The following is a 20,020-nucleotide window of genomic DNA, read 5'->3' as shown; positions in this document are numbered from 1 at the left end:
CATGGCAGAAAGTTATCGTCGTTCCCGTTGGTCAAACAGCTTGTTTGTCGTGCCATACCTGAGCTTTTTCGTCACTTTGTTGGTGTTTCCACTGGGTTGGGGAATTTGGCTTTCTCTTAATAAAGTTGACCTGTTTGGCGGTGAGCGCTTTATTGGTCTCAAAAACTACGCGCGACTTTTTAACGATCCTATTTTTGCACAAGCGGTTAAAAATACGCTGATTTTTGTTGGTGTGTCCGTGCCGACCTTGGTCGTACTCGGATTATTTTTAGCCTTAGCACTCAACAAAACCAGCAAAGGTTCTTCCTTTCTTAGAGGGTTGTTTTTCGCGTCTTCTATTTTGTCCGTCACTATCGTGACCTTAATCTGGCGGATTGTTTTCATCCCGAATGATGGCTTGATGTCATTGATATTTGAGTTCTTTGGCTGGGAGCCCATTGGCTTCCTATCGACCAAAGGCTGGTCTCTTTTCTCGGTGGGCGTCGCAACCGTTTGGTGGTGTATCGGCTTACCCATGATGCTTTTTTTAGCGGCCTTACAACAAATACCCAAGGATCTATACGAAGCCGCCGCGCTTGACAATGCCTCTCGTTGGCGAGTGTTAACTCGCATCACTCTACCATCTATTAAATCCACCATTATGCTCGTGGCTGTCATTCAGGTAGTGATGCAGTTTCAGTTATTTGGGCAAGCCCAACTTATGACCAATGGCGGTCCCGCTGGCTCATCTCGGCCAATTGTCATGTACATATATGAAGTTGGTTTCTTACGCTGGGATATTGGTATGGGGGCAGCGGCATCACAAATTCTGTTCTTAATCATTCTTTGCGCCGCCATGTTGCAGTATTGGATCAGCACTCGTAAAGAGGGGTCAGACACATGAAAACGATGAAGTATTCACCTGAACATTTGACCAGCAACCGTCGTCTGTTTTGGATTGCCGCGGCTCTGGGTGTGATCATGATGGCTCCCGTAGCTTGGATAGTCGGCCTCTCATTGAAAGACAATGGGGAATTACTCAGAGGTACTGAGGCGGTGTTTAATATGCCTTATACCTTGGTCAATTATGCCAATATTCTCGAATCCTCCAGCGTATTTGGTTGGTTTATGAATTCCATGATTGTGGCGGTTGGTCAAACCTTTGGGGTCTTGTTGCTGTCGTCACTTGCAGGGTATGCCTTTGCTAGGCTTGAGTTTCCCTTTCGCAAAACGCTTTTCATCATTGTGTTGTTTGGCCTCGCTGTACCAGAACAAGCGGTGATCATTGCCCGTCATCAAATGTTCAACTGGTTTGACTTGCATAACACGCACATTGGTTTGATTTTGCCCAATTTATCCTCGGCGTTTGGGGTATTTCTCATGACACAGTTTTTCCGTGCCATTCCCAAAGAAATCGATGAAGCCGCCATGCTGGACAATACCTCGACCTTCCGCATTTTTTGGAAAGTCTTGTTACCTCTCACTTTGCCTGCGCAGGCGACCTTGGGCATCTTCACTTTCTTGCAAGCGTGGAACGATTATTGGTGGCCGCTGATCTCGGCGACGAAAGCCGATATGTACACCCTAACGATTGGCATTGCGTCCTCACAATCCAACTTTGCGCAATCTGAAGGTTTAGGCTTTTTAGGCGCGCAAGCGGTCTTCGCGTCTTTACCAGTACTTATCGTGTACATCTTTTTTCAGCGTCACATTGTCACTGCGGTCTCAGGAGGAGCCGTCAAATAGCATTCGTTGAATTATTAATAAGCGTAAGAATAAAACGAGATAGAAAACAAAAATAAAAACGAACAAGGAGAAAAATAATGAAACAGTTACTTCTCGGAACTGCAACAGCAGGTCTTTTGGCATTATCACCGCTTGCCAACGCTACTACGATCGAACTACAGCGTTTCTTTGGTGCGTGTGAAGCCGAATATGGCAATAACACAGATGTGTCTTCAGCAGTTGGCGAATGCGGCATCATTACCTCGTTGGTTAACAAGTTCGAGGCAGACAACCCAGATATTGACGTAAACGTCACCACAGTCGAATGGCCAGGCTATGATCAACTTAATGCCCAACTGGCCTCACGGTCTGCACCAGATGTTGTTTCTATGCATTACTCGGCCATTTCAGATTATCAATCTCGTGGTTTGTTAGTTCCCCTCGATAAGCTTTTAAAAGATCAGAACATCAAGCCTAATGACTTTACAGAAGCAGGCATTTCCAGTGTCACCAAAGAAGATGGCATATACGCTCTACCCTTTGATAACTGGACCATGTTGTTTCATGTAAACAACAACCTTATGAAGCAAGCAGGGTTACTCAAAAAAGATGGCACGCCTATTTTACCAACCAGCCGTGAAGAACTATTTTCTCAAGGCAAACAGTTTCAAGAAGCCACAGGGAAACCCTATCTAATTCAGGTATCAGCTAATGAAACCGCCAGCTTTGCACGCATGTTTTATACCTTGATGATGCAACAGAACAGCGCTTTTTTTGATGACCCTAAACAAATTGACTTAACAGGCGAAGACGCCAAGAAAACACTCACCTTCATGAAAGATATGTTAGATGTCACCGCAAAAAATCTGGACTATGCCGCCGCCGTTTCAGGTTTTTCCAGTGGTGACGCCGGTATTTCTGTCAATGGAACATGGTTAATTGGGTCATATGATAACCAATCCAAAGAGAGTAATAATGCCTTGTCAGGGGGTTACAGTGTGTATCCTATCCCGCAGTTCTTTGATAAGAAAGATGTAACCTATACAGATGGGCATGGTTGGGCTGTTCCTCGTGGCAAGCGTAGTGATGAAAAAATGGCCGCCATTGGTAAATTGTTCAAATTCTTTTATGACAATAACTATCAATGGGCAAGAACGGGTCACTTACCCGTCGTAAAAGCCGTCATCAATAGCGAGAAATTCAAATCACTTCCTCATCGTAGTGATATCGCTAAAATTGCCAAAACAGGTCAAGCTTTGCCTTCAGCCGTGTTAAGACAATTTGCCATTCAAGATATTCTTGGTGAAGAGTTAAGCTCTGCGGTTAATGGCGACAAATCGATAGACGATGCGTTAGAAACAGCGCAATATCGTATTAATGACTTACTAGACAATATCTAATTTATTTATGCAGCTAAGCTTTCTGGGGGCTTTGGCCCCCTTTTATTTGAAAAGGATACTTTCGTGAACCTCGCACCAGATTTAAACCAAGTACAATCGATTACTCTGCAAAACACACACCTTAAAGTGTCTATTTTGACATTGGGCGCGACGATTCAATCCGTTTACTTAAATGGCTATGAGCACTCACTGTTTTTAGGGTCTCCAAAACTAAGCGACTACCTTCAAGGGGCAAAATACTTTGGTGCTGTGGTTGGGCGCGTTGCTAATCGAACCAATAAAGGTCATGCAGTCATAGGTGGAAAAACTTACCAATTACCGCCAACCATACCTGAAGCTCATCATTTGCACGGTGGGCCAAATGGTACCGGCAGCAAAAACTGGTCTATCATCAAGCAAACGAATGACATGGTTCAATTACAAACCACTCTAGCCGATGGTGAAATGGGCTACCCAGGAAACATGGAAGTGAATGTTTTTTATCGCTTAATAGACAGCGCATTAGAAATGGAAATCACTGCGACGACCGATCAACTGACCATTTGTAACTTCGCTGGCCACAGTTATATAAACCTTGATGGTCAAGGCTCGATTCTGGATCATCAACTGAGCATCCAAGCAGACCATTATTTACCTGTGGATGATGGCCTTATCCCAACCGGTGAAGTGACTCAGACCGCTGGCAGTGCCTTTGATTTTCATGAGCTTAGAACCATAGGTCGTGATGATTATCCGGGGTTGGATACAAACTTTTGTCTTTCTCTTATCAGTCATCGACCTCTACAAACGGTCGCCACACTGAAAGCCCCTATCACTGGACTCACACTACATTATCAAACAACCGAACCGGGACTACAGGTCTATGACGGTCGTCATATTCAATTGGAACCCGAATCTAATATTAACCAAGGTGCATTAGAAGCTTACGCGGGTCTTGCTCTCGAAGCCCAACATTGGCCAGATGCAATAAACCAGCCTCATTTTCCGCCAATATTATTAGCCCCCGAAGAGACCTACCAGCAAATCACTCGGTATGAATTTATTTAATGAAAGACATAAGAGCGAAACCTTAAAAACAAAAGCTAAAAACAACAACGCCAGAACCTATTACCGTTCTGGCGTTGTTGTTTAAAATACTGGCTAAAATGCACCTACATATTATTGTTCATTTGCTCTTGAGACTCTTCTGCACTAGAAACGGTCCTTTTCAAGTCTGTAATATGACCATTATCAATACTGTAACACCAACCGTGAACATGTAGCTCTTGTCCATTTTTCCATGCATTTTGTACGATACTGCTTTGGCAAACATTAGCTACTTGCTCGACCACATTGAGCTCACACATGCGATCAAATCGAACATGCTCATCCGCTATTGCATCAAGTTCAACACGATGTAAACGGTAAACATCTTTGATATGACGTAGCCAATTATCGATCATGCCATGCTCTTCGGTGCCCATGGCCGCCTTAATACCACCACAGCCATAATGACCCACCACCATGATGTGCTTTACTTTTAACACATCAACTGCAAACTGAATAACTGATAAACAGTTTAAGTCGGTATGCACTACGACATTAGCGATATTGCGATGAACAAACACTTCACCTGGTAATAAATCAACAATTTGATTGGCTGGAACACGGCTATCAGCACAACCAATCCACAAATACTCTGGTTTTTGTTGCTTAGAAAGGGTCGAAAAAAACTCTGGATCTTCCGCGGTAACCTTAGCAGCCCACTCTCTATTCTTATTAAAAAGGTCATCTAAATGGCTAGACATGACTCACTTCCTTTACATTCTTCCGATACCAGCGAAGCTTTATGTCCGCAGTGAGAGTAATAGAGTCGAACTGCTTTAGAGCTTCTCGACCATCATATGAGGCTTTATGAATATGAGGCGTCATACTTAATAAATCTTGAATTTTTTCCTGCGAATCGAGGGTAAAGGAAAAAGTTTCTTCTTGCTCAGAAACTAAATCAAAGCCAGCGATTCCATCAGAAAAAGTTTGCTTATAGTCATGAATGGATGGGTAGAGTATTTTGCGCAATTCAATAAGATGATTAGGGCCAGACTCAACAAGTAGCATCAAACCATCATCAGTCAATACTCTTGAAAATTCATTAAATACGGGAAAGCCAAATAAACACAATACCGCATCGTAGCGCTCATCGGGGACAGGTAAACTGGCATTACTCCCTACCACCCAACTCACCATTTTATCACGTTTACTGGCAGCAACGATGGCCCATTTTGAAATATCAAGACCGGTAAGTTCTGCTTCAATGTCTTGCTCAGCTAACGACTTTCCCATTTCATTTAAGTAATAACCTTCCCCACAACCTGCATCAAGAATTCGCATTCCATTAACTAAATGCTCTCTCGGCCAGGACGCAAATATCGCGTTAACAATAGGAAAGTAGTGCTGTTGATTCAAAAAGTTTTGCCTTGCGATCACCATTTCTTTGCTATCGCCAGGGTCTTTAGAACGCTTATTTTGCACTGGAAGAAGATTAACATAGCCTGTTTTAGCTAAATCATAAGTATGTCCATATTCGCACGTTAAGCTTCGTTGATCACGCGTTAACGGCGCAGCATCTATAGGACAAGAAAGGTTTTCGAGCGTCGACACAATGTACCTTTAATTTATTAATGGGCGCTTTAGCGAGAAGAATACCGCAATAGTAACAAGCAAAACATTAAAAACTCCTTCACCATAACGAATTCTGCGTTTTAAGCCTCTTCTAAGCTGCGTTCACTCAAATAAACCACAAAATCTTCATTGCTTAAGGGCTTTGAAAAAAGATAGCCTTGCACTTCTTGGCATTGGTACTTATTAAGCACAGCGACTTGTGATCGGTTTTCTACGCCTTCCGCTATGACCTTCAAATTCAAACTACTCGCCATCGCAATGGTGGCTTTAACAATGGCATCATTATCACTGTCTAGCCCCAAATCATTAATAAAAGACCGGTCTATTTTTAATGTTTGTATTGGGAATTTTTTCAAATAAGCGAGTGACGAATAACCTGTGCCAAAATCGTCGATGGAAAGTGTGACACCTAACTCTCTAAAGCTGTGTAGCTTTTCTATCGATTGTTGTGCATCTGCCATTAACATACTTTCCGTTAATTCAAGCTCAAGATATTCTGGATCAACACCTGTTTCTTTTAGCACTCGTTCAACCATATCGACCAAATCTGATTGCATGAATTGGCGACTAGATAAATTAACCGATAATTTAACTGGCGATAAGCCGAGTTCTCGCCACTCTTTTAATTGGCGACAAGCACGGTGAATTACCCATTCTCCCAAAGGAAGAATCAAGCCACTTTCTTCAGCTAAAGGAATGAATTGATCGGGTCTGATCATACCAAGTTCAGGGTGAACCCAACGAATCAAGGCTTCAGCTCCAACGACCTTCTCATCTGGAAGACTGATTTTAGGCTGATAATGCAGAATAAACTGTTCTTCCTCTATCGCCTTACGCAATCCACCACCTAAAGTAAGATGGGCATTAATATTATCTGCCATATAATTTTCGTAGACACAAAATAAATTATGTCCCATCGATTTTGCTCGATACATAGCAGCATCAGCATTTTTCAATAAATTATCCACGTCTGCGGCGTGTTGAGGATAACTGGCAATGCCAATACTAGCCGTAATCATCATTTCCATTTTCGCAACCGGATAGGTTTCACTGGCATTTTGCATAATGCTTTGAGCAATATTCTCCAATTCCTTTACAGACTGAGTATTTTCTAGAACCACTACAAACTCATCGCCACCCAAACGGTATAAACATGAGTTCGGTGGAATACTATCCTGAATACGCTCCGCAACGCGCTGAATCAACTCATCGCCAACACGATGACCAAAGTTATCATTAATGACTTTAAAACCATCCAAATCTAAATACAAAAGACCAAACTGGCGATGGCGCTTACGTGCATTCACCAAGGCACTCTCTAATTGCTGATAAAGTAAGTTTCGATTGGGTAAGCTGGTTAGACTGTCGTAATTATTAAGGCGGTATAAAGCAACTTCATGATCTCTTTCTTCCTGAATATCATGGGTTAGCAAATACACCGTATTGCTGTCGTGTTGGTAGGAAACTTCTATTTTATGCCACCGCACACCATTTTCCGTAGTAAGGCGTATTTCTTGGGATAAATTCTGCTGCTCAGTCATACGGCGAATAAAGCTATTCGCCGCACCAGAAACAGCAAACAAATCACGAGCATGAGTAATATCACCAAATTGCGAGGCAAAATGCTTACTACCTTCAACAAAACGTCCGTTACTGTCAAAAATAGCGAAGGAAAGCGTTTTGAACTGCGTCAATAAATTCTTATCACGTTTATCTGTGACTGGAAACTGAGCTGCTACCTTAGAAATAGAAACGGGATGCGCTTCGACCGATATACCTTTACGACCTTCATCTAAAGAAATAACTGAGCCTTTTATATTGTACTTAACACCATCTGGTGCCTTAAAAAGCCATTTAAAGGGTAAACTTTTACCGTCTCTCTGGTTATTCAAATAAGCGGAAATACGCGACTTGAGCTCTTCCCCAATCACGCGTTGCCCAGATTTAATGCCACCTAAAGAATCAATCAATAGAGCTTCCGCTGCCACATTACACCATGGCACACTAGATTGCTCTATATCTATAACCCAAGCGGCAAGGGGCATTTTTGCTTGTAGCAATGTTGAGAAATCGGTCATTTATTTTAGATACTACTAATAGAATTCAGTTTATACATCTCGATCTTTTATTGTGTCGAACCTTTCACCATGTATCGGGAACAATAAACACATTGCGGTATATTTGATCTGTGGTATTAAAAGTCGGCTTCAAAAGAACATGTTTTGGTCGACTATCAAACAAGAATTCGCCCACAAGATTGTAGGCATATTGCAAAGAATTGAAAGGGAAATTATCACTTATGCATGGTACAGACAACCAATGAGGCTTTTGTAAAATAAAAAAGTCAGAAAAAAATGGCGCTAATAAAGCCACCTGAGACACTCGAATCCAACCACCATGCTCAATCTGATTTAGCCATTCAATCACTTTATCTTTACTATCTAAAGATACATATAAACGACCAAAAATCAGCAAACTCGCCTGTGGATTACGCCCTTCTGCAATAGCCTCAATAGCCGCCGAACCTTCACTGGTTTGTAAAATGATCAACTGATGCTCTCTGGCTCGAGTGACTTTTTTTAACAAGCTGTCATTTTTATTTGGCCCTATCCAATCATGAGGAAAAAGATCCGGTCTTTCCAAATAAAACTTAATCGCTATCTCGAATTGATGAAGCTCACCATCTGGTGTTTCCACCAACATGTCCACTTCACCCAGAGTTTTGCCTTCGCTTTCAATCTGAAAATGTTCCAAGTGTATTTTCAAAACCGACAATTGCTCTATAGCAAAAGAAAACAAGGTTTCAAAATAACTACCAAGGAAATGCGACTTACACGCAGCAAGGGCACTAACAATAGCGTCTGGGTGTTTATCCAGCCATAACAAACGCTCATTCACATCATCGAGCCAATAGGGCTGAAGATCAAAATCACGCTCGATATAATGCCCTTCCACCAGCCAAGCTAGATCTTTAACCAATGGATGATGACATCGATCCGTTATCACAAATGACCACTCAAATGCTGATCAATACGATTCAAACAAGTGACTACGTTGCTGACTTTCGCGGCTGGCTTATCTTTGAACGCTTCCTCAGCCATAGGCGAAATATGACAGCGCACCGGTAAATCGCTTCCCGAGGCTAACATGGCTTTAAATCGTTCAATCATCACATACCTCAACCATTGCTCGAAATTCATCGTATCAATACAAAAGGGTTCTGTACTTTGCAACGCCTCTTCAGATGGCGCCTCACACTCCCAAACCTCGCAATCTTGCATTGCCATTTGCAAGTCCATCAATAAATCCGCCAACACATGATGGGCAGAAAAGGCTTCTTTCAACCTGATTTCTCCTTTGAAAAACGGTAAGATAGCGCAACGTTAAATCACAAATACAAGCATACCTATAACGGCATACACTAGCGCCCTTATCGGCAACAAGAGCCATAACTTTATCATGAACAAAATTGAATCTCTGTCTGACTTATTTGACATGGTCGGTTGTGATGTAAGCTACTATGACATTGGTCGCAACATCACCAAAATCACCCCGCAACAAGCGATCCAATTCGACCGCAAACAACAAACCTACCCATTTCCATTTCGTCAACACGCTTGGTTGGCGTGCCTACTCAACATGGGAAGTGAACAAGGCAGTAAAGCCAAAAAAGAAGACATCATAGAACAAGGTGTTATCTGGTTTATCAAACTACCACTCGACGAAACGGGCTGCCTAAACCTTGGCACGCGAGATCACTTTATCAAAAGTATTGTCGATAAAATATTACACAAAGGCGAAGAAGCAGGCCTATCAGAAGCCCTTGAAGACAACCCTTACGCCTTCAAACCCGATCAAGAACGCATGGCAAGTTTACACGCCATTCTAGGCAAAGACCTTCACAAAGTGCCATCACACTACTTTGATGACGTGGTGACATACCTTTCTTCAGACTTAAATCAAGATGACGACAGCTGGCAAACACTGGGTCTACAAGGCATAGCCGAACTTGCTGCCAGAGTGGATGAAAACAAGTATCAGGCACTGATCCAAAAAGCCATTCAACAAGCGCCCAAACATGTTGTTAGCCCCCTTTGTCACGCCCTTGAACATGAAGTACTCGCTAGCCCGCTGCAAGATACCTTGATCGAGAAACTGCAAACCGAGCAAGATGCCTTGATGCAAGCCAGCTACCTACGTGCCTTATCTAGAGCAGACTTAAACGACCAACTGCTTTTACCCTTGTTTGGCCTACTTGGTAGCTTGACTGAATGCCGCGATGACGACCTTCACCCTATTGCAGCCCTCGCTGCAAAATGCCCCCATTGGTTAGGTCTTAACCCGCAGCTACTGCGCATCATCATGGAAAAACTGGCTCACCGAGAAGACGGCTACATTGCTTTCAAGCAAATCGCCGCAGAGCTAAGCCAGCACCCAGAAACCAAACAACCACTTTGGACACTGCTACGCAGCGGACACGTCAGCCCAAAATTGGCACAAGCCGTGAGTTACCTATTTACACAAACGTCAAGATCAGTACAGTGATTAGGAAGAGCTAGAAGAAGGATTGGAGTCTGAATCGCCTAAACAGACTCTGTTCTTTTTGGAGTGAATAAAGATGGTTTATTGCCACTCCATCTTGAGTTCACGGTGTGACTGCGCACAATCCCTTAAATACAAATTGTATTAAGCTTTGATAAGGAATACCCTTGTCATCCGCTAACGCCTTAAAATACTCAACAGTATCTTCATCAAGCCTTATCGTGACCTGCTTTTTAGCGTAAGGGTTTAATGAATTGGAGGCAGATAAAGAGTACGGGAAGGTTCACCAGATCGCATAGATTATTGTTCAGCCGCTAATATTCCCAATTCTTATATTCTTCATTGTCCAGTTTCATTGATTCATATAACCAAACCATACGATCCAAGTACCAGCTCTTCCCCAAATACGCCAGTGCCGTTCCGAGTATGGCTCCCCAAACGGAGTAATAGATAACCGCCCAAATTGAAAGAATCATTCCCGATGAGGAAATAATATTAAGCAAGGTATACAAGTGGGTTATATGAATACCTGGAATCTTTACTTTGTCTCGATTGAGATAAACTCTTTCTCCAAGTACGGCTTTAGAAGCCCAATTTTTTGTTGATTGGGGTTTATTGAAAAAAATCGGATTAAAGAACATCCATAAAATAGTAATTAAACCTGGAATTAGGCACCACCAGCCTATCCATACCCTACTCCAGAAAGCCAATATAATTAACGGTAAAACAGAATATCTCGTATATACACTCCACGGATTAGCATGTTTCATCCAATTTTCATCCGTTAACTGAAAGACTTTGGCTATTTTTCTTTCCAGTGTCATGTGACTTCCTTTAATGCAGTATGACGATGCGTGCCTTAAACACTAATAATTTATTCTAAAGCTGGCAACTATTCGTTTGTTGTATTTTTTTCATTCAGCTTGATTACAGTTTAGTTAGAAGCCCCTTAATAAGACATAAAGGGAGGGAATAATTCCTTTGGCGCATAAAAAAGGCCCCACTCCCTATGAAGGAAAAATGAGGCTAAGGTAGTAGCTATATCTCTATCGTCAATGACGGGTCTGTTTAGGATCATTCATTTCTCGCATACGTTTGCGATGTTCAACAAATTCGTCGCGGAACTAAGCCAGCACCCAGAAACCAAACAACCACTTTGGACACTGCTACGCGGCGGACACGTCAGCCCAAAATTGGCACAAGCCGTGAGTTACCTATTCACACAAACACCAAGATCAGTCCAGTGATTGGGAAGAGTTAGAAACAGAAGGATTGGAGTCTGAATCGCCTAAAATGGAACGAGACAGACTCCGTTCTTTTGGAGTGAATGAAGATGGTTTATTGCCACTCCATCTTCAGTTCAAGGTGTGACTGCGCACAATCCCTTAAATACAAATTAATTAAGCTTTGATAAGGAATGCCCTTGTCATCCGCTAACGCCTTAAAATACTCAACAGTATCTTCATCAAGCCTTATCGTGACCTGCTTCTTAAGCTTTTTAGCGTAAGGGTTTTTGACTGAATTTGAAAAATCATAATGATCACGCATAGCGAAAATCCTCATATATCTTACGCTCTTGTTTGCCTGCTTTACGTGCAGAAATGATACGAATGCTTTCTGTTTAACTGCTTACAAAACTAAAATCAGCGGGGTAAGAATGAAGGCCATCGAAATCCCCTTTACTCACCGCTAAACCCTTACTTTTAGCGATAGCGTAAACCATCCCCATATGAAAGAAGTAATTAGGCACTATGTATTGATGAATAAAATCTGACTGGCACAGCTGTATTTCTGAAAAACCAGCCTTATCCGTTATGACTTTACTATCATCAAAGTTATGAATTTCAGGAAGCGTGTCTAATAACGCTCTCGTGTCGATGATTTGGCGAATGACGGCGGCTTTGCCCTGCTCATCAGACATCAATGAAATTACCTCCTTCCCTAACAGCGGGTAATATCCCCTTAACACAAAATTGGCGGCTATTTTTGCGTTCACCTCAAGAGAAAACATACCATCAGCTAAAGATTCAGAGAACAACTCGGGGGGTACTTTATTAACAATCGTCTCTAACTGTAATAAATAGCCATTGAATAATTCTTTAATATTACTGCTCATTATCCCCTCTAAATCTCTATGATTAAGTATGATCAGACAAACATTCGCCCAACCGATCATTTAGGTCAGATATGACCAGGAACGAGACGCCATCCCAATTGGTACGCAGTGCTATTTAAAAGTAAACACTTTAATAAGATAAGCTTCTAGACATATTGATTCCCCACAAGGGCTGGCCCCCAATCCCGAGGATTAGAGACCTTAATTAGTGTGTTAACGGCCAAATCATGGAGTAGCAACACGCCTAAAAAGAAGTGAGGACAAAGCGTTTGAATACAACCTGACTGAGTTTAAAAAGCCTTATCGGCATAAATGCCGGCTTAAAAAAATAGGATGTCTGTTTGTCTCATTGTTCACAACAGAGGCTAGGAGTTTGATAACGAAAGAATGGCGTTAGCCCTTAAGCGTATCAAAGACGATGCGTTATTATCTGTTTCAACGAGTTCATTCGCTTGCTGTAATTCATTCAACAAAGCTTGTGTCAACTGTTCAATTTTTTCTGGAGTAGGTGAAGCAAGTAACCAACGATACAATCTACAAAACAAAATATGAATGGTGTCTCTCATAAGATCGTGACGAATTTTTTCTCGAATCAAATAATTATAGCGGTAGCAGGTATCCCAATAGGTATTGATGGAAAAATCTTTTGTAATCATTTTACTCATGTGCAACAAAGTTGCGAGTTCAATTCGGTCATTTGCATCAATTTCCTCAGAAGCCAAACCGGCCATCATCAAAGTTTGAGCTAAAATATTCTGATCGTCTTCAAAGCTTACTCTGTCTGTCGGAATAATGAGTGTGCCAATACCAGATTTCGTTTCCACAAAACGCTCTAGTGCTAATCGATGCAACACTTGGCGAATTGGCGTTCGACTTACTTCAAATTCTTTAGCGAGTTTTTCTTCATACAATGCTTGTCCATCGGCATACTCACCGACACAAATGCGTTTTCGTACCTCATTACATATGTGTTCAAGTCTATGAATATTGGTTGTTTTAGTCATATTTTGCCTTTGCGTTATTAAATCTACAATTGCTCAAATCTATTCTCTTCTGTGTAAGCGCTAAAAATAACTTAAACGTTACAATATAAGCAATGGATGATTTTTAATTCTGAGAAGGTTGCGAATGTTATCTAAATGGTATATAAAATTGATATTAACACACCTGTATACAAGTATATAGGTAATTTAACTCAATACATTCCTTAGGAAATACTATGCTGCATCTGTCTGAAAAAGGAACGAGAACTCTATTATATCAAGGGCTCATGATTGCCTTTATTCTCGTATTTTTTTATATCGCATGCGTCAATATTAATAATAACCTTGCCTCAGTAGGAATTCATATTGATTATGGTTTTTTATTCAGTGAGTCAGGTTTCGATGTAAATGAAAGCCTCATTGAGTACAGTTCTGAAAGCAGCTATATACAAGCACTTTTTGTTGGCTTCCTAAACACGGTTTCACTTTCACTGATTTGTATTATCGGGGCAACATTGTTAGGGGTTGCATTTGGCATACTTCGAGCGAGTCAAAACTGGTTAGGCAGTTCAATTTCCTTTCTCTACATTGAGTTAATGCGTAACCTTCCTAAACTATTAATATTACTAACTTTGTACATTTTATTTATTAATAGTTTGCCTCATGTTAGAGAGGCCTACCCCTTCCTTGGTGTTTTTCATATATCGAATCGAGCTTTATATTTCCCTACCTTAATTTGGCAGGAGCATATGAACACAGTGCTGTTGGCTTGTGTCGCAGCCATCGTTGTTGTGTTTATTTATCGTCGATATGTTCGCCATTATAAAGATAAGACAGGACAGGACTTACCATTCATATGGCCATCACTTCTGTTCATCTGCTTTGTTTTTTTTCTCACTTCTATGCTTCTCGGTGTTCAATACTCTTTTGATTTACCCGCTCTTCAAGGATTTAACTTTGCTGGTGGCGGCCAGGTTTCTGTCCAATTCTTTGTACTGGCATTTACTTTAAGCATTTATCACGGTGGGCAAATTGCTGAGTTAGTCCGTGGTGGTATTCAGTCAATATCAAAAGGTCAGGAAGAAGCCGCCCGAGCCATTGGCCTATCCTATTTACAGACCATGCGTTTGGTTGTGGTACCACAAGCGTTGAGGGTCATTATTCCATCAATGGGTAATCAATATCTCAATATCACAAAGAATACATCAATTGGTTTAGCGGTTGGCTTTTCAGATTTAGTCTCTGTGATGAATACCTCAATAAACCAAACTTTTCGACCGATTGAATTAATGTCCGTTTCCACTTTGATCTATCTCGCTATTTGTCTGGTCGTCTCCATTTTAATCAATGCTTACAACAACTACACACGTCTGGAGAAAGCATGAAAACGGAAGCAGAAAAAATAAACAATGAACTAACGCCAAGAACAACTGGCGCCATGTATAACATTGTCAAACTTGCCAGAAACGCTCGCCATTGGTGCTATTGTCGCTTATTCCGAACGCCTGTCGACATCCTGATTACATGTAGTATTTCTGTGTTACTTATTCAATTTGTGCCAAAAGTGTTTGCTTGGCTAACGTGGAACTCTGTGGTGTTTTGGGGGGACCCTCAATTATGTACAGACGAAGGAGCGTGTTGGCCATTTTTGCGTGAAAAAATACGATTGATTCTCTTTGGAACTTACCCCTTTAGTGAACAATGGCGCCCAGCGCTTGCTTGCATACTTTTATTAAGTTTAGTTGGGTTGAGTTTTACTCGTCTGTTGCGCTTACGATCGACCGTGGTTGTGTGGACCATTGGGAGCATAGCTTTCTTTGTATTAATGCGCGGTGGAAATCTGGGGTTAATTGAGGTGGATTCCATTCAATGGAATGGCTTACCCGTGCTTTTGATGTTATCGATTTTTAGTGTGATTGGCGCTTTTCCTATAGGCATCTTATTAGCACTAGGACGCTTTCAAAAAGAAGATCCCGTATTGAAATCCATGGCAGTGGGTTACATCGAAATTGTTCGCGGTGTACCCATGGTAATGGTGTTATTTATGGGGCTTTTTATTCTTCCTCTTATGCTGCCTAAAGGCATGAATTTGAATTCCCTTTATACCACCCTCATTGTACTCGTTTTTTTTCATGCTGCGTACTTTGCTGAAGGGATTCGAGGCGGTTTACAGGCGTTACCAAAAGGGCAATATGAAGCTGCGCAATCTCAAGGCCTAACCTATTGGCAGACAATGCGTTTCGTCATTTTGCCTCAAGCCTTAAAACGTTCGATGCCAGGAAACATGAACACCTTACTGGGCGCTTATAAAGATACCTCTTTAGTGGTTATTTTAGGGATTCACGACATTATGGCGACAGCCAAAATGGCTTACAGCGAACCCCAATGGCAACAGTATGGTGTCGAAGCCTATTTGTTGGTCGCACTTTGGTATTTTTGTACTTGCCTATGCCTTTCAACTTACAGCAGAAAACTGGAAACCACGGAATCTAAAATAGCGAAGTAATCATTAATTTAGCCAATGTATTAACTCAACTAGGAGCGTTCCCAATGAAAAATGCAGCAAAACTATGCGCGGTTGCAACCGCATTCACGATTACAGCAAGTCAAGTTCAAGCGGGTGCTGTTATGGATGAAATCAAAGCGAATGATGAAGTCATTTGTTTAGTAAACCCTAACTCCCTAGGCTTTTCTGTACCAGACAGCCAAGGTGTATTCCAAGGATTTAATACAGAGTTTTGCCGTATGACTGCAGCAGCTATTTTGGGCGATGCAGACAAAGCTAGCATTCGAGGCATTGGCTTCTCTGACAGTATGAAAACCATTGTCGCGCAAAAAGCCCACATGGCTTCTCGTAGTATCACAAGAACAGGAACACGTGATGCGAATCCAGGTATGAGCTTTGTTGTGACGACTTTCTACGATGGCCAAGGTTTTATGGTTCCAAAAAAACTTGGTGTAAAAAACGCAAGTGAGTTAAGCGGAGCGACGGTATGTGCCGAAGAAGGATCGACCACGTTATTGAATATTGCAGATTGGTTCACTGATAACAACTTGCAATATAAAGTCGAAAACATCAATGACAAAAGTGCTCGCATGCAGGCGTTTTTCTCTGGCAAATGCGATGTTTTGGCGAGCGATTTAACGGCATTAGCATCGGATCGTCAGTTAGCTAAAACGCCAAGTGATTATGCTTTGTTGCCTAACATCATTTCTAACGAACCCCTAACATTGGTTGCTCGTCCTGATAATGCATTTGAAACGGCTATTTTCTGGTCTTTCCAAGTAATGCTAAACGCAGAACATTTGGGCGTGACATCAAAGAATATTGACCAAGTCGTTGCCGATTTAGATAACCAACCTAAAGCCGTAAAACGTTTGTTTGGTAGCGATTCCGCAGCTAGTGAAATAGCGACGTCTTTAGGGTTAGTTGAGGATTGGAGCTATCAGATCATCAAACAAGTAGGCAACTATGGGGAAGTTTACGACAAACATTTAGGTTCGCACACTACATTGAATATCACTCGTGAAGGTACCTTTAATGCGTTAGTGAGTAATGGTGGCTTGTTGTACCCTTATCCTATTCGTTAATCCGAACACATGGCGAATGAAGCTGTGTGATGATTTTTTAACCACCACACAGCTTTTACCCCTTTATATATTCAATCATATCGTTTTTGAAAGCGAGATAAGCATGGCATTTTTTTCTTACGAAATAGACATTGAACGACCAACTCGTTGGACGCTTGTTGACACGCCTGACAAGAAAAAAGGTCATCTTGCTCTAATGGGGTTTCCGGGCTTATTAATTGGAGCTGACAGCCATAGTTACATCGATCCTGGCTGGCTAAGCAGTACGTTCAACAAGCTGTATGAAAATAATTGCCGTAGGTTTTATACCTTCGCGCATCCTGATGACCTACCTAATAGTGCTTACAAACAGGCACAGCAAGCGGCTATTTCGGCAGGTATCCATTTTCAAAGTTTGCCTATTCAGGACTTCGGTATACCAAACCTTTCAATAGCAAGTGAATGGAAAGAAAGCTTGCCTGAAATATTATCTGCTTTGGCAAGAGACGAGCTTATTGCGTTGAGCTGCTTATCTGGAATTGGACGCACAGGAATGATGGCAGCGGATTTATTAACCTACATGGGGATGAATTCGAAAGAAGCCATTCAATGGGTTCGCCAATCAAAACCAGAAGCAATTGAATCCACAGAACAAGAAAACTGGGTTGGAACAAAAACGCCATAAAACCGTTTGGAAGGAAAAAATATTATGACAAAACTTAAAAATGTAGAGGTTCCAGCGGCTAAATTAACGAATATGAATAAATGGTATGGACAATTCCATGCTTTAAACAATATCAACTTAACCGTAAAACCAGGTGAGCGAGTGGTGATTTGCGGCCCTTCTGGTTCAGGTAAATCAACACTGATTCGTTGCTTAAACCGATTAGAAGAGCATCAAAGCGGTCAAATTATCGTTGACGGTATTGAGTTAAATAACAACTTAAAAAACATAAACCAAGTACGTCAAGAGGTAGGGATGGTGTTCCAACACTTTAACTTATATCCACACCTGACCGTTCTTGAGAACTGCATACTTGCGCCTATGCATGTCAGAAAACAACCAAAAAGTGTTGCAATGGAAAATGCGATGACATTTCTCGAACGTGTGAAAATCAGTGAACAAGCGAATAAATACCCATCGCAATTGTCTGGCGGTCAGCAGCAGCGTGTTGCTATTGCTCGTACCTTGAGCATGGGACCAAAAACCATTCTTTTTGATGAACCGACTTCCGCTCTAGATCCAGAAATGATCAAAGAAGTATTGGATGTCATGGTGTCCCTTGTAGAAGAAAATATCACTATGATTTGCGTCACCCATGAAATGGGCTTCGCTAAACGCGTAGCAGACAGAGTTATCTTTATGGACGCTGGCGAAATCATCGAAGAAGGTCCACCTGATACTTTTTTCAATAACCCAAGATCAGCTAGAACTCAGCAATTCTTAAATCAAATTCTAGGTCATTAAATTATCAATATGCTATCCATTTTATTTATTTGCAGTGGCAATACCTGTCGCTCTCCAATGGCGGAAGCCGTGACAAAATCTTGGTTGAGTACAACCTTTAGAACAAACAAAATTAAAGTGTCATCTGCAGGCACCCAAGCCAAACCAAATACCCCTGCTTCACCTGAAGCAGTGATTGCTTTAGCAAGGCACAATATTCACCATAATGGAAAAAGCCAACGTTTAACCGCAGAACTAATCAAAGAACAGGATGTTATCTTTGTGATGACCAATGAACACCTACTCCATACTCAAGAAATCATAGCGAAAAGTAAAACAGATAAAATGCCAATGCTTATGACACTTCATCCTGTTTTAGACCTTCCTGATCCACTAGGCAAAGGCCAACAACCCTACGACGAGCTCGTCAATGAATTTGTTGTATTGATACCTGAAAGGCTAAAACCGTTTCTGACGTTATTGACGGAAAGTGCTTGAAAATGCCTGGGCAACTTCATGTCACTCTTGAAGCGACAGGAATTTATCAGAAAGGCATTGCTAACCATTTGCTCTAGGGTTTCAAGTTTGTGTTATTACCCAGCAAGGCTTAAAAAGTTTGACAAGGCAATTGGTGTGACTCACAAAATAGATAAAGCCAATAGCCTTTTTTTAGCTAAGTTTGGTTTTCAAATGGATTCAAAACGCTGGACATCAGAAGCACCAGAGGTACGTAAGCTGAAATAGCAGACAGCTCTTCTGTTATTAAATCAATAGACAACAATGTGTCGATGTTAGTAAAAGAGAAAGAGAGGCTGACTGAAGAGCTGGATACGCATATTGATAATCCCCCAACGCTGAAAAAGAAAAAACACCTTCTTGAAAGCATTCCCGGTGTTGGTTCTGTTGTATCAAAAGTTGGACCGCCTAATGTTAGAGCCAAAATCTATATGGCCGTTGTTGTCGTAAAACAGCACAACCCTGATGTAAAAGAGCATCTAAAAAGCCGTGGGCAGACTCACATGCAAGCACTTGGAGCAGCCATGAGAAAGCTTGTACAAATTTGTTTTGGTGTTGTAAAGCATCAAAGCGAATACAAGCCTCAAATAGTTTAAGTGACTAAAAAAGCTTGATTGGAAAGATGGTATCCCCCCCTTAGAGGACATAGAGGGAGGGAATAATTCCTTTGGCGCATAAAAAAGGCCCCACTCCCTATGAAGGAAAAATGAGGCCAAGGTAGTAGCTATATCTCTACCGTCAATGACGGGTCTGTTTAGGATCATTCATTTCGCGCATTCTTTTACGGTGTTCGATAAACTCATCGCTTAACATGTAATCGCCCTGCTCGGTATGAGCCAATGCACCACGGTTTACAAGTGCATCTAAGGTTTTCGGCAATACCTTCTGACGCCGCTCCCCTTTGATAAAATAATATTGGTCATCCAATTGGATCAATTTAAAACCTGATTCTAGATACCCAACACATAAGTTTTGAGTTGGCGTTAACTTGAGTTTCATTATTCACCTCACATTGGCTGCCGTCTCTTAAATTTGAATCGATTGATCATTTATCGTTCACATTAACTATAGACTATAGACAATT

The 20,020-nt window shown here is 41.5% G+C and carries 22 protein-coding genes and 1 pseudogene; 12 read left to right on the top strand and 11 right to left on the bottom strand.

Annotated elements, in window-relative coordinates; translation table 11 throughout:
- The first annotated feature begins 1 nt into the window (after window position 1).
- The 4 genes from C0J08_RS08620 to C0J08_RS08605 all read left to right on the top strand — a co-directional run bounded on the left by C0J08_RS08620 (window position 2) and on the right by C0J08_RS08605 (window position 4,151).
- A complete protein-coding gene (locus C0J08_RS08620; protein WP_212655737.1) occupies window positions 2-883 on the top strand; it encodes a carbohydrate ABC transporter permease in 882 nt (293 codons plus the stop codon).
- Window positions 880-1,725: a carbohydrate ABC transporter permease gene (locus C0J08_RS08615; RefSeq protein ID WP_212655736.1), complete on the top strand. Its 846-nt coding sequence runs from the start codon at window positions 880-882 to the stop codon at window positions 1,723-1,725. Before C0J08_RS08620 ends, C0J08_RS08615 begins: the two co-directional genes overlap by 4 nt.
- A gap of 77 nt (window positions 1,726-1,802) precedes the next feature.
- Window positions 1,803-3,104 carry an extracellular solute-binding protein gene (locus C0J08_RS08610; RefSeq protein ID WP_212655735.1) on the top strand — a complete coding sequence of 434 codons (1,302 nt, stop codon included), beginning with the start codon at window positions 1,803-1,805 and terminating at the stop codon, window positions 3,102-3,104.
- Between the two features lie 63 nt (window positions 3,105-3,167).
- Window positions 3,168-4,151 (top strand): aldose epimerase family protein, encoded by a 984-nt coding sequence (locus tag C0J08_RS08605; protein ID WP_212655734.1) that lies wholly within the window; start codon window positions 3,168-3,170, stop codon window positions 4,149-4,151.
- 104 nt (window positions 4,152-4,255) lie between these two features.
- Here C0J08_RS08605 and can read toward each other — a convergent pair whose 3' ends face one another.
- The 5 genes from can to C0J08_RS08580 all read right to left on the bottom strand — a co-directional run bounded on the left by can (window position 4,256) and on the right by C0J08_RS08580 (window position 9,106).
- Entirely contained in the window at window positions 4,256-4,891 is a 636-nt protein-coding gene (gene can, locus C0J08_RS08600; protein WP_212655733.1) for a carbonate dehydratase, read from the bottom strand.
- Window positions 4,884-5,741, bottom strand: coding sequence for a putative RNA methyltransferase (locus C0J08_RS08595; protein WP_212655732.1), 858 nt, complete (start codon window positions 5,739-5,741; stop codon window positions 4,884-4,886). Before C0J08_RS08595 ends, can begins: the two co-directional genes overlap by 8 nt.
- Before the next feature lie 101 nt (window positions 5,742-5,842).
- Window positions 5,843-7,840 carry a putative bifunctional diguanylate cyclase/phosphodiesterase gene (locus C0J08_RS08590; RefSeq protein WP_212655731.1) on the bottom strand — a complete coding sequence of 666 codons (1,998 nt, stop codon included), beginning with the start codon at window positions 7,838-7,840 and terminating at the stop codon, window positions 5,843-5,845.
- Between the two features lie 64 nt (window positions 7,841-7,904).
- The gene (locus C0J08_RS08585; protein ID WP_212655730.1) at window positions 7,905-8,768 is read right to left on the bottom strand and encodes a DUF1853 family protein; all 864 of its coding nucleotides are present in this window, start codon (window positions 8,766-8,768) and stop codon (window positions 7,905-7,907) included.
- Window positions 8,765-9,106 (bottom strand): YqcC family protein, encoded by a 342-nt coding sequence (locus C0J08_RS08580; RefSeq protein WP_212655729.1) that lies wholly within the window; start codon window positions 9,104-9,106, stop codon window positions 8,765-8,767. Before C0J08_RS08580 ends, C0J08_RS08585 begins: the two co-directional genes overlap by 4 nt.
- Window positions 9,107-9,221: 115 nt before the next feature.
- Here C0J08_RS08580 and C0J08_RS08575 point away from each other — a divergent pair, with 115 nt between their 5' ends.
- Complete coding sequence (locus C0J08_RS08575) at window positions 9,222-10,307, top strand: DUF3549 family protein (RefSeq protein WP_212655728.1); 1,086 nt, start codon at window positions 9,222-9,224, stop codon at window positions 10,305-10,307.
- 100 nt (window positions 10,308-10,407) lie between these two features.
- On the opposite strand, the pseudogene C0J08_RS08570 reads toward C0J08_RS08575, so the two are convergent.
- The 5 genes and pseudogenes from C0J08_RS08570 to C0J08_RS08545 form a co-directional block, all read right to left on the bottom strand.
- Window positions 10,408-10,533: pseudogene (locus C0J08_RS08570) on the bottom strand (CopG family antitoxin); the annotation flags it as partial.
- Between the two features lie 85 nt (window positions 10,534-10,618).
- Window positions 10,619-11,128: a DUF6653 family protein gene (locus C0J08_RS08565; RefSeq protein ID WP_212655727.1), complete on the bottom strand. Its 510-nt coding sequence runs from the start codon at window positions 11,126-11,128 to the stop codon at window positions 10,619-10,621.
- 514 nt (window positions 11,129-11,642) lie between these two features.
- Window positions 11,643-11,852 (bottom strand): BrnA antitoxin family protein, encoded by a 210-nt coding sequence (locus C0J08_RS08555; RefSeq protein WP_249344592.1) that lies wholly within the window; start codon window positions 11,850-11,852, stop codon window positions 11,643-11,645.
- 73 nt (window positions 11,853-11,925) lie between these two features.
- On the bottom strand, window positions 11,926-12,420 hold the full coding sequence (locus C0J08_RS08550; protein WP_212655725.1) for a DUF1993 family protein: 495 nt from the start codon (window positions 12,418-12,420) through the stop codon (window positions 11,926-11,928).
- A 365-nt stretch (window positions 12,421-12,785) separates the two neighbouring features.
- A complete protein-coding gene (locus C0J08_RS08545; protein ID WP_212655724.1) occupies window positions 12,786-13,424 on the bottom strand; it encodes a GntR family transcriptional regulator in 639 nt (212 codons plus the stop codon).
- A 215-nt stretch (window positions 13,425-13,639) separates the two neighbouring features.
- Between C0J08_RS08545 and C0J08_RS08540 the strand changes: the two genes are divergently transcribed.
- The 7 genes from C0J08_RS08540 (at window position 13,640) to C0J08_RS08510 (ending at window position 19,532) form a co-directional block, all read left to right on the top strand.
- Window positions 13,640-14,788 carry an amino acid ABC transporter permease gene (locus tag C0J08_RS08540; RefSeq protein WP_212655723.1) on the top strand — a complete coding sequence of 383 codons (1,149 nt, stop codon included), beginning with the start codon at window positions 13,640-13,642 and terminating at the stop codon, window positions 14,786-14,788.
- The gene (locus C0J08_RS08535) at window positions 14,785-15,909 is read left to right on the top strand and encodes an amino acid ABC transporter permease (RefSeq protein WP_212655722.1); all 1,125 of its coding nucleotides are present in this window, start codon (window positions 14,785-14,787) and stop codon (window positions 15,907-15,909) included. Before C0J08_RS08540 ends, C0J08_RS08535 begins: the two co-directional genes overlap by 4 nt.
- A gap of 44 nt (window positions 15,910-15,953) precedes the next feature.
- Window positions 15,954-16,994, top strand: coding sequence for a type 2 periplasmic-binding domain-containing protein (locus C0J08_RS08530; RefSeq protein ID WP_212655721.1), 1,041 nt, complete (start codon window positions 15,954-15,956; stop codon window positions 16,992-16,994).
- Between the two features lie 103 nt (window positions 16,995-17,097).
- Window positions 17,098-17,658, top strand: a complete 561-nt coding sequence (locus C0J08_RS08525) for a protein-tyrosine phosphatase family protein (protein ID WP_212655720.1) — start codon at window positions 17,098-17,100, stop codon at window positions 17,656-17,658.
- Window positions 17,659-17,682: 24 nt separating this feature from the next.
- A complete protein-coding gene (locus C0J08_RS08520; protein WP_212655719.1) occupies window positions 17,683-18,441 on the top strand; it encodes an amino acid ABC transporter ATP-binding protein in 759 nt (252 codons plus the stop codon).
- A 9-nt stretch (window positions 18,442-18,450) separates the two neighbouring features.
- Complete coding sequence (locus C0J08_RS08515; protein ID WP_212655718.1) at window positions 18,451-18,918, top strand: arsenate reductase/protein-tyrosine-phosphatase family protein; 468 nt, start codon at window positions 18,451-18,453, stop codon at window positions 18,916-18,918.
- Window positions 18,919-19,202: 284 nt separating this feature from the next.
- Window positions 19,203-19,532 (top strand): hypothetical protein, encoded by a 330-nt coding sequence (locus tag C0J08_RS08510; protein ID WP_212655717.1) that lies wholly within the window; start codon window positions 19,203-19,205, stop codon window positions 19,530-19,532.
- A gap of 142 nt (window positions 19,533-19,674) precedes the next feature.
- On the opposite strand, the gene C0J08_RS08505 is transcribed toward C0J08_RS08510, so the two are convergent.
- The gene (locus C0J08_RS08505) at window positions 19,675-19,935 is read right to left on the bottom strand and encodes a formyltetrahydrofolate deformylase (RefSeq protein ID WP_212655716.1); all 261 of its coding nucleotides are present in this window, start codon (window positions 19,933-19,935) and stop codon (window positions 19,675-19,677) included.
- Window positions 19,936-20,020: the final 85 nt, after the last annotated feature.

This window comes from Marinomonas sp. CT5 (assembly GCF_018336975.1).
Taxonomy (GTDB): Bacteria; Pseudomonadota; Gammaproteobacteria; order Pseudomonadales; family Marinomonadaceae; genus Marinomonas.
Note: the sequence above shows the minus strand (reverse complement) of the source record. Positions and strands in the feature narration are given on the sequence as shown.